The organism is Rhizobium sp. NLR8a, from assembly GCF_019685235.1.
Taxonomy (GTDB): domain Bacteria; phylum Pseudomonadota; class Alphaproteobacteria; order Rhizobiales; family Rhizobiaceae; genus Rhizobium.
In genome coordinates this window covers 306,295-315,684 of record NZ_JABDWI010000010.1, presented here as the reverse complement: position 1 = coordinate 315,684, position 9,390 = coordinate 306,295, and the positions used below count along the sequence as shown (strand labels likewise).

Annotated in this window: 9 protein-coding genes; 3 read left to right on the top strand and 6 right to left on the bottom strand. The window is 61.7% G+C overall.

Going from position 1 to position 9,390, the window contains the following annotated elements; translation table 11 throughout:
• Positions 1-211: 211 nt before the first annotated feature.
• Positions 212-1,984 (bottom strand): adenylate/guanylate cyclase domain-containing protein, encoded by a 1,773-nt coding sequence (locus HJC04_RS21100; protein ID WP_210630527.1) that lies wholly within the window; start codon positions 1,982-1,984, stop codon positions 212-214.
• Positions 1,985-2,259: 275 nt separating this feature from the next.
• Between HJC04_RS21100 and HJC04_RS21095 the strand changes: the two genes are divergently transcribed.
• Complete coding sequence (locus tag HJC04_RS21095) at positions 2,260-2,580, top strand: antibiotic biosynthesis monooxygenase (protein ID WP_210630526.1); 321 nt, start codon at positions 2,260-2,262, stop codon at positions 2,578-2,580.
• A gap of 16 nt (positions 2,581-2,596) precedes the next feature.
• Here the strand turns inward: HJC04_RS21095 and HJC04_RS21090 are convergent, their stop codons facing one another.
• From HJC04_RS21090 to HJC04_RS21080, 3 genes are all read right to left on the bottom strand, one after another.
• Positions 2,597-4,000, bottom strand: coding sequence for an MATE family efflux transporter (locus HJC04_RS21090; protein ID WP_210630525.1), 1,404 nt, complete (start codon positions 3,998-4,000; stop codon positions 2,597-2,599).
• Between the two features lie 145 nt (positions 4,001-4,145).
• A complete protein-coding gene (locus tag HJC04_RS21085; RefSeq protein ID WP_221146995.1) occupies positions 4,146-5,390 on the bottom strand; it encodes a TCR/Tet family MFS transporter in 1,245 nt (414 codons plus the stop codon).
• 61 nt (positions 5,391-5,451) lie between these two features.
• Positions 5,452-5,622: a hypothetical protein gene (locus HJC04_RS21080; protein WP_210630523.1), complete on the bottom strand. Its 171-nt coding sequence runs from the start codon at positions 5,620-5,622 to the stop codon at positions 5,452-5,454.
• A gap of 134 nt (positions 5,623-5,756) precedes the next feature.
• Here HJC04_RS21080 and HJC04_RS21075 point away from each other — a divergent pair, with 134 nt between their 5' ends.
• Positions 5,757-6,749: an aldo/keto reductase gene (locus HJC04_RS21075; RefSeq protein WP_221146994.1), complete on the top strand. Its 993-nt coding sequence runs from the start codon at positions 5,757-5,759 to the stop codon at positions 6,747-6,749.
• Between the two features lie 160 nt (positions 6,750-6,909).
• Here HJC04_RS21075 and HJC04_RS21070 read toward each other — a convergent pair whose 3' ends face one another.
• Both HJC04_RS21070 and HJC04_RS21065 read right to left on the bottom strand, forming a co-directional pair.
• Positions 6,910-7,827, bottom strand: coding sequence for a neutral zinc metallopeptidase (locus HJC04_RS21070; RefSeq protein ID WP_221146993.1), 918 nt, complete (start codon positions 7,825-7,827; stop codon positions 6,910-6,912).
• Positions 7,828-7,936: 109 nt separating this feature from the next.
• Positions 7,937-8,086 (bottom strand): hypothetical protein, encoded by a 150-nt coding sequence (locus tag HJC04_RS21065; RefSeq protein WP_221146992.1) that lies wholly within the window; start codon positions 8,084-8,086, stop codon positions 7,937-7,939.
• A 181-nt stretch (positions 8,087-8,267) separates the two neighbouring features.
• On the opposite strand from HJC04_RS21065, the gene HJC04_RS21060 reads away from it, so the two are divergent.
• The gene (locus HJC04_RS21060; RefSeq protein ID WP_221146991.1) at positions 8,268-9,296 is read left to right on the top strand and encodes a zinc-dependent alcohol dehydrogenase family protein; all 1,029 of its coding nucleotides are present in this window, start codon (positions 8,268-8,270) and stop codon (positions 9,294-9,296) included.
• Positions 9,297-9,390 lie beyond the last annotated feature (94 nt).

Here is a 9,390-nt window from a genome sequence, read left to right as displayed (position 1 = left end):
GCCAAATACGACCTCCTCATCAAAGCCGGCAAGCCGCCGAAGGTCGCCATCACAGCCATCATGCGAAAGATCATCCTGCTGGCAAACGCACTCCTGCGGAAAAACCAAAAATGGACACCAAAAGCCGTTTGATCAAAACGGATACTCTAGCTATTACTCATCCTCCGTGCAAACGGCGGCAACGGGTTGAAGATCGGACATTAATCATTCGTCATTGTACGACACCGGCCTTGCGTAGCCCCTCCACGACAAGCTCGAAATCGGCGGGGTTCTTAAAGGGCAAGACTTTGCGGCGGTATTCTAGGGAGTATTCGGGATTGACCCGCAGCACTTCTTGCCACGTCGCGCGAGCCTCTTCGAAACGGCCGAGGTGCCCGTAACAGGCGGCCAAAAGCGCACGCGAGACATCAGTAACGGGGTTGCGGCTCACGCGCTGCAGCAGTAGTTCGACGGCCTCTTGGTACCTTCTCAATTGAAACAGAGCCAAGGCCTGAAAGTGCAGGACGACATCAGGAAAGTACGGGTTCAAGATCCTCGCCCGATCGAAACAGGCGAGTGCCTCCTCGGCTCTGCCTGAATAGATTAGTGCCTCGCCGAGGCTGACCTGCCCTTCAGCGAAGTTCGGATTGAGGACTATCGCGCGCTCGGCCTCGTTGATGGCTCTATCGTGCTGTCGCGAGTAAAGCTTGAGCACGCTCAGCGCCCAGTGTGCAACAGGATCGTTATCATCCCGCGCTACCGCCAGCGTCGCAGCCTCTTCAGCTTGCTCGATAGAGCGTTGCGGCGACGCGCTCCACCGGTTCAGGTAGTCGAGCCCGTGGGTAAGGGCGAGGAAGGCGTGCGCCGAGGCGAAGTCCGGGTCCAGTTCGACGGCACGTCGCAAAAGTTTGCGGGCGTCGCTGTTCGTCTGCTTCGTCAGCCGGTGCCACAGTTCCCGGCCACGCAGGAAGCAGTCATACGCCTCAGGGCGCCCGGTCTGCCCCGGCACCAGTCTTTTTCGATCCCCCTCTGTCAGGTTGACCGCCAGCGCATCGACGATCTGCTGCGTTACATCGTCCTGAACCGCGAATATGTCGGTTAGGTCGCGATCGAACCGCTCCGCCCATAAATGTCCGCCGGTGGTCGCGTCGATGAGCTGCGCGGTGATGCGTACCCTGTTCCCCGATTTGCGTACGCTGCCCTCAAGAACATGCCGCACGCCGAGCTTCGTGCCCACCTCCTGCACCTGGACGTTCTTGCCCTTGAAGGTGAACGACGAATTGCGGGCGATGACGAAGAGCTGCGACAGTTTCGATAGCGCCGTGATAATGTCTTCCGAGATGCCGTCGGCGAAGTAGTCCTGTTCGGCGTCACCGCTCATGTTGGCGAAGGGCAGGACGGCTATCGACAGCTTCGGCGACGTTGCCGTCGCCGGTTGGCTCGTCCCGGTTTCGGAAGTCGCGGCAGCCTTGGTCCCGGCGCTGCCGACTTGCAGCGAATAGACCCGGATCGGTTCGGCGATGTTCTTGAGTTGCGTGGTGCCGAGATCGCTGACCGAGAGATCAAGCCTCGCCTTGACCTGGCGATAGGCATCCTCGGACAGGCAGATTGTGCCCGCCGCGGCGACGCCCTCCAATCGCGAGGCGATGTTGACGCCGTCGCCCATCAGATCGCCGTCGCTTTCCTCGACGACGTCGCCCAGATGGATACCAATCCGGAACTCGATGCGACGGTCCTGCGGCACGCCGTCATTGCGCTCAACCATACCGTTCTGCACCTCAATGGCGCAGCGCACGGCGTCCACGACGCTGCGGAACTCGACCAGCGCCCCGTCGCCGGTGCGCTTCACCACCCGGCCATGGTGCACGGCGATCGTCGGATCGATGAGATCGCTGCGCAGTGCCCGTAACCTCGCCAAGGTGCGGTCCTCGTCGGCGCCGGCAAGCCGGCTGTACCCGACCACGTCTGCGGCCAGGATTGCAGCTAGCTTTCGGTTCTCGCTCATCGCGCCGTCTCCTCACTTCCAGAATAGCAGGGAGACAGAGGGCAAGAAAGAACTTCCAGCCGCGGCTTAGAGCGATCTTGGTTGAGATCGACTTTTCCAATGGCTCATGGACGCACCCGACGTTGAAGCTCCACGCAATGGTGCATCAAGCTTGGAAAATATCCCCGAAACAGGAAAGCAATGGGCATTCGACCGGCCCTTCCCCTTTCACTCTTGACCTCAAGCATGCTTGAGGAATTACAGAACTGCCTGCAGATCCGATGCAGGAGATATAGATGAGCGGAGCTTTCTATCGTATCGACAAGTTCATCGTGCCGGCGGCGGCGCGTGAGGAATTTCTTGTCAAAGTGATGATGACCCACAAGCTGCTGGAGGCACAGGAGGGCTTCATCGAACACAAGGTGCTGGAGCAGGTGGCGGGTCCCGGCGAATTCAATTTCGTCACCATTGCCGAATGGCAGAATACCGAGGTCGTCGAGCGCGCGCGGGCAGCCGTGATGGCCGCCCATAAGGCCGCAAATTTCGATCCGCAGGAAATGTTTTCGCGTCTCGGCATTCGAGCCGATATCGCCAGTTACAAGCCTGTCGCCGCCTGAGCATGAGACGGCCGGCTCAGGCGCCGGCCGTCGCTCCCTCCCGGCGAAGCAGAAGATAGAACCGTCCGCAGAGCATGGCGGCCGCCGCCGCCAGCCCGACGAGGAAGCCGAACCAGATGCCGATGCCGCCCAGACCCAGCGGAAAAGCGAAGGCCCAGGCCAGGAAGAAGCCAATCGGCCAGTAAGCGATCAGCGCCATGATCATCGGCACGCGCGCGTCCTTCAGGCCGCGCAGCAATCCGTTGGCGATCACCTGCAGCCCATCCACCAGTTGGAAAAGCCCGGCAACGACGATCAGCGGCCCGGCATAGGCGAGCACCTCGGGCGCCTCGGGCGAACTGACGTCGAGGAACCAGCTGCCGAGGAATTGCGGCATGGTGGCAAAGAGCACCGAGCCCACCGCCGAAATGGCGCAGGCGAGGATGAACACCATGATCGAAGCCCGCACCAGCCCGTCATAATCGCCCTGCCCGTGCGCGACACCCACGCGCACCGTCGCCGCCTGGCTGAGGCCGAGTGGGATCATGAAGGCGATCGAGGCCCATTGCAGGGCAATGCCGTGGGCGGCAAGTTCGATCGTGCCGATATAGCCCATCAGCAGCGAGGCAACCGTGAAAAGGCTGACCTCGGCAAGGATGGTGACGCTGATCGGGAAACCGAGCCGGATGACTTCCAGCAGCGCATGCCAATCTGGCTTCCAGAACCGCACGAAGATCTCGTAGCGGCGCGTCTCCTCCCGCCTCTGCACGAAGGCAAGGATGAAGAGGAAACCAGCCGTCTGCACCACGACCGACACGATCGCCGCACCCTCGAGCCCCATCGCCGGAAAGCCGAAATGGCCGAGCACGAGGGCATAGGCGAAGAACGCGTTCATCACCAGCGTAACAATGGTGACGTTGAGGATGATGGCTGCCTTGCCGATGGCGCTGACCAGCGCGCGCATCACGTTGAAGAGCAGTGCCGGCAGCACGCCGAACTGACCGATCATGATATAGCCATGCGCGAGCTTGGCCACCTCGGGCTTCTGCTGCGCGAAGAGCAGGATCTGCTCGGAATTGAAGAAAGCGGGCTGCATGACGGCCCAATATCCAATCACCACCCACAGCCCCATGCGCAGCGATCGGCGCACAGAGACGACGTCGCCGCGACCATAGGCCTGCGCCACCATCGGAACGACGGCGATGGCAAAACCCGAACCGAAGATGAGGATGGTGAAAAGGAATTGAGCCGACAACACCATTGCCGCCAGATGCTCGGCGCCGAGGCGCCCGACGATCATCACGTCGGTGGTATTGATGCCGAGCTGAGCGAGCTGCGCGCCGATCAGCGGAATGCCGAGCGCCAGTGTTGCGCGGAAATGCGCCCCCCAACGATTATCGCTTGTCGGCGCAAGGCTGCGCGCGTCGATCGGCGTGTCCATGACACCAGTCCTGTGATTGAGATCTGCAACGCCCCGTAGTTGGCGCAAAAATATCACTGGGGCTTAAATCAAAGCCCCGCAAAGAACTACCCCAAAACAGGCAGATGATGAAAAATTCATCATACCATCACCATTTCTGATCGGTTCAGCCCACGCCTTCCAGCGCCTCGGCCGGCTTGCGGGCTCGAACCCTCGTGAGGAATACCCCGGCGGCCAGAACAATGAGCACGGCAGCCGTGAGATAAGGCGCACCGGCAAAGGTGACGGGCGCCTCAGGCCGCGTGAAATAGCCGAACATCTGCGTGAAGATCAGCGGCCCGACAATGGTGGTGATGCTGCTGAGGCTGGTCAGCGCGCCCTGCAACTCGCCCTGCGCCGAAGGCGGCACCTTGCCGGCGGCAATACTGCGCAGCGCCGGATCGGCGACGTTTTCGATGACGGTCGCCACGATGACGACATAAACCACCCAACCCTCCCAGGCGAAGGCATAGCCGGTCAGCCCCGCAGCGGAAAAGCAGAGGCCGAGAAGCGCGGTCTTCCATTCACCGAGCAGCGGCACGACGCGCGGCAGGACCAGCCCCATGACGAGTGCTGCGCCGATGCCGTAAATGCCGAGCGAAAGACCGATCTGGCCCTCGCTCCAGCCATAGCGATAGGTCGAGACGAAAGACCAGACCGAGGGATAGACGGCATGCGCCAGGAAAAACAGGAACATGACGAGGCTGACCCCGCCGATACCAGGGTAATGGCGCATCTGGCGCAATGCGCCGAGCGGATTGGCGCGTTTCCACTCGAAGTGGCGGCGGTTCTTCGCCTCCAGCGTTTCCGGCAGCAGAAAGCAGGCGGCAATGAAATTGAGAAGCGACAAAGCGGCAGCGCCGAGGAACGGCACGCGTGGGCCAAATTCCCCGAGGAATCCACCGATGACCGGGCCGATGGTGAAGCCGACGCCGAAGGCGATGCCGATCAGTCCGAAGTTCTTCGCCCGGTTCTCCTCCGTGCTGATATCGGCGATATAGGCCGAACAGGTGGCGAAGCTGCCGCCGCTGATGCCGGCCAGCACGCGGCCGACGAACAGCATCCAGAAGCTGGTGGCGATGCCGCAGATGAAATTGTCGATCGCGAAGGTCAGCACTGAAAGAAGAAGGATCGGCCGGCGGCCGAAACGGTCGGAGAGGTTTCCGAGCAGCGGCGCGAACAGGAACTGCATGCCGGCATAAACCAGCATCAGCCAGCCGCCGTCGATCGCCGCATCGCTGACACTGCCGCCGGTCAGTTGTTCCAGATAGGCGGGCAGCACCGGCATGATGATGGCGATGCCGATAATGTCAAGGAAGAGGATGATAAAGACCAGAAACAGGCCGCGGCGAACGAATTTGGGATCAAGCATGAAGCATCTCAACAGCAGTTATTTCTGAAAAGACGATCTCATCGCCGGAAAGTGACATAGCTCAGAAAAGAAACCGAAACAATCCGTGAACACTCCACAGCATTGTTGAGTTGTACGGGAAAATCGTCAGAGCCTCAACCGTCGGACGCGCACTGCTGTTTCCAATCGCCGAGGGGATGATTTCCCTTGCAATCGCCCCGGAGGCATCCAGATCAATCAAGGGATCGTGCATTGTGCATGCTCCCGCACAGCCTGTTCGGTGTCGTCCGATTATCACCCGGATGCGAAAGCGCTAAAACCGCATCGGCAGCGCTGCTTTGGCGTCGATGACCCGTCGCGCCAGGCTGGGCAACAAAGGAGAAGACAATGCAGACCTATCGTTTGGGACAGACCGGACCCGATGTCTCGGCCATCGGCCTCGGCTGCATGGGCATGTCGGGCATGTATGGTCCCGCCGACCGCGCGGAGAGCATTGCGACGATCCATGCCGCGCTCGATGCCGGCGTCAATCTGCTCGACACCGGCGATTTCTACGGCATGGGCCACAACGAAATGCTGGTCGGCGAGGCACTGAAGGGCCGCAGGCGCGAAGACGCTGTCATCAGCGTCAAGTTCGGCGCGCTTCGCGATCCCGCGGGCGGATGGAGCGGCATCGATGCCCGCCCGGCGGCCGTGAAGAATTTTCTCGCCTACACACTGCAGCGCCTCGGCGTCGACTATATCGACATCTACCGCCCTGCCCGCCTCGATCCGAATGTGCCGATCGAGGACACCGTCGGCGCGATCGCCGACCTGATCCAATCAGGCTACGTCAAACACATCGGTCTGTCGGAAGTCGGCGCCGAGACGATCCGTCGCGCCGCCGCCACCGCCCCGATTGTCGACCTGCAAATCGAATATTCGCTGATCTCGCGCGGGATCGAGGATCGCATCCTGCCGACGACGCGTGAACTCGGCATTTCGATTACCGCTTACGGCGTGCTTTCGCGCGGCCTGATCAGCGGCCATTGGCAGAAGGGCCAGGCCGCCGCCGGCGACTTCCGTACCCATAGTCCGCGCTTTCAGGAAGGCAATATCGATCAGAACCTCGCGCTGGTCGAGCAGCTGCGCGAGATCGCCCGAGCAAAAAGCGTCTCGGTCGCCCAGATCGCCATCGCCTGGGTCGCCGCCAAGGGCAAGAATATCGTCCCCCTCATCGGCGCCCGCCGCCGCGACCAGCTGACCGAGGCGCTCGGTTCACGCGCCGTCGACCTGTCGCCGGAGGATTTCGCCGCGATTGAACGCGCCGTGCCAAAGGACGCGGCCGCGGGCGGGCGTTATCCGGAACATATGCTGCAGCATATGGATAGTGAGAGGTAAGGCGCGAGGGGGGGGTAAAGCCCCTCACCCTAACCCTCTCCCCTAAACGGGGCGAGGGAACGTGCCAGACGAGACTTGAGCGGGAAAACCGAGAGGCCGCGGCATATGCCCTTCGCCCTGCGTGCGGGGAGAAGGTGCCGGCAGGCGGATGAGGGGCATTTCAAACCGGCCCGGAAAACGTATCACACGCCGTCAGCTGCCCGCTATCGAAACCGCGCTTGAACCACCTGACACGCTGCGCCGAGGTGCCGTGGTTGAAGCTCTCGGGCACCACGTAACCCTGCGAGCGCTTCTGCAGCGTGTCGTCGCCGATCTGCTGGGCGGCGTTCAGCGCCTCCTCGAGATCACCGGCTTCCAAGATGCCCTTCTGCTGCGTGTATTTGCCCCAGATGCCGGCGAAGCAATCGGCCTGCAGCTCGACCCGCACCGACATCTTGTTGGCCTCCTCTTCGCTCATGCGCTGACGGGCCTGGTTGAACTTCGGCAGGATGCCGAGCAGGTTCTGCACGTGATGGCCGACCTCATGGGCAACGACATAGGCTTCGGCAAAATCGCCCGATGCGCCGAAGCGGTCAGACAGCTCCTGGAAGAAGGCCGTGTCGAGATAGACCTTATGATCTCCGGGGCAATAAAACGGGCCAGTCGCGGCAGAAGCGAAACCGCAGGCCGACTGCGTCTGGTCGGAGAAAAGCACGAGCCGAGGCTCCTCGTAATCTCGGCCCTGTGCCTGGAAAACGCCGCTCCAAGTATCCTCGGTCTCGGCAAGGACGGTACGGACGAAGGCGGTCATTTCGTCATTGGCGGGCGTTCGAGCACCGGATTCGCTCTGCTCATAACCGGGACCGCTTGACATGTCGCCGGTCTCGAGCACCTGCAGCAGATCGACACCCATCATCTTGAAGATGAAATAGATGATGACGAGGAAAATGATGGTACCGATGCTCAAGCCGCCGCCGGCGCGGCGGACGCCGCCGCCCGAGGGAAAGCTGAAACCACCACCACGGCCAAAACCGCCGCCTGAGGGACTGCCGCGACGATCTTCGATATTGTCGGACTGACGCCGGCCTCTCCATTCCATTTTCGTTCTCCCCGGCAATGCCCGTGCTTGCGCTCAAGGAATTTATATAACCGCCGACAGGAGGAATTCCAGCGGCTTCAACCGCATGCAACACAGGCGGTTGAGCAGCTCACTTTTTCCTCGGGTTTGGTTGCGCCGGTCCCTTTTCTCCGCCACTTTTACCGCCGCCATGCGACTTGCCTTGGCCCTGACGTGCCAGCTCCTTATCCACGGTCTCCCGCGAGCCTTCCGCCGGTTCCTTGTCTTTCGGATCCATCATCACAGCTCCAGTTTCTCGGCTCGAAAACTTCAGGGAGAGGATATTGTTCCCTCAGCCCGGTCGGCCGCAGCCATGCCTCGACATGCGTCTCCCATCACGTAAAGAAGATGCGTCAACCGCTTGACGCGACTCCTGCTTTCGCTCTTCCTGTTAGAAGGGGAGAATGCGGGAGGAGATGGCGATGAAGGCGGTACGTCTGCAAGCGACGGGACAGTTGCATCTTTGCGAAGTCGAAAGGCCGGCACCAGGTCCGGGTGAATTGCTCGTCCGGATCGAGGCCTGCGGCATCTGCGGCACCGACCGCCATATCTTCCACGGCGAATTTCCGTCGAAGCCGCCGGTGACGCTCGGCCATGAATTCGCAGGCATCATCGAGACGGTCGGACCGGGTGTGACCGATTTCCGCCCCGGCATGCGCGTGACCGGCGATCCGAACATTTTCTGCGGCGGCTGCGAGGAATGCCGGCGCGGCCGCGTCAATCTCTGCCGGAACCTCCGGGCGATCGGCATTCACCGCGACGGCGGCTTCGCGGATTATGTTTGCATGCCGCAAAGCCAGGCCTTCGCGCTGCCTGCCGATCTGGATCCGCTCCACGGCGCCTTCTGCGAGCCGCTCGCCTGCTGCATTCACGGCGTCGATCTCGCCGGGCTGCAAGCCGGCGCCTCGGTCATCGTGCTCGGTGGCGGCGTAATCGGCCTGCTCACCCTTCAGTTGGCCAGGCTCGCCGGCGCGACTCGCGTCGTGCTGGTGACGCGGAGCCCTGGAAAACGCCGGCTGGCCGAAAGCCTCGGCGCCACGGCAACAGCGGATCCGGGCGACGGCGATATCATTGCCCGTCTCACCGACGCGGACGGACTGCTGCCCGGCGGCGCCGATGTCGTGTTCGAATGCGCCGGTGTCACGGATACCATGCAGCAGGCGCCCCGGCTTGCCCGCCGCGGCGGCAGCGCCGTCATTCTCGGCGTCATGCCGCAGGGAGCAAAGATCGAGATCGAGCCCTTCGACCTGCTGTTTCGCGAAGTCCGGCTGATAAGCTCCTTCGTCAACCCTTTCACCCATGGCCGCGCCGCCGATCTGATTGCCACCGGCAGGATCAAGGTCGAGCCGTTGATCTCCCGCAGGATCGGGCTCGCAGAAGCCCCGGAAGCGATCATCAATCCGGCGCGCGGCGGCGAAATCCGGGTGCTGGTCATCCCTGGACAGGAATAGCCATTCGCGCCTATTCGGATTCCTGTCGATTCCGCGATTTATGGGGTTCCGTTTGCAAAAACATTTGCCTATAAGCCGCTTCTAGCCTGAAAAG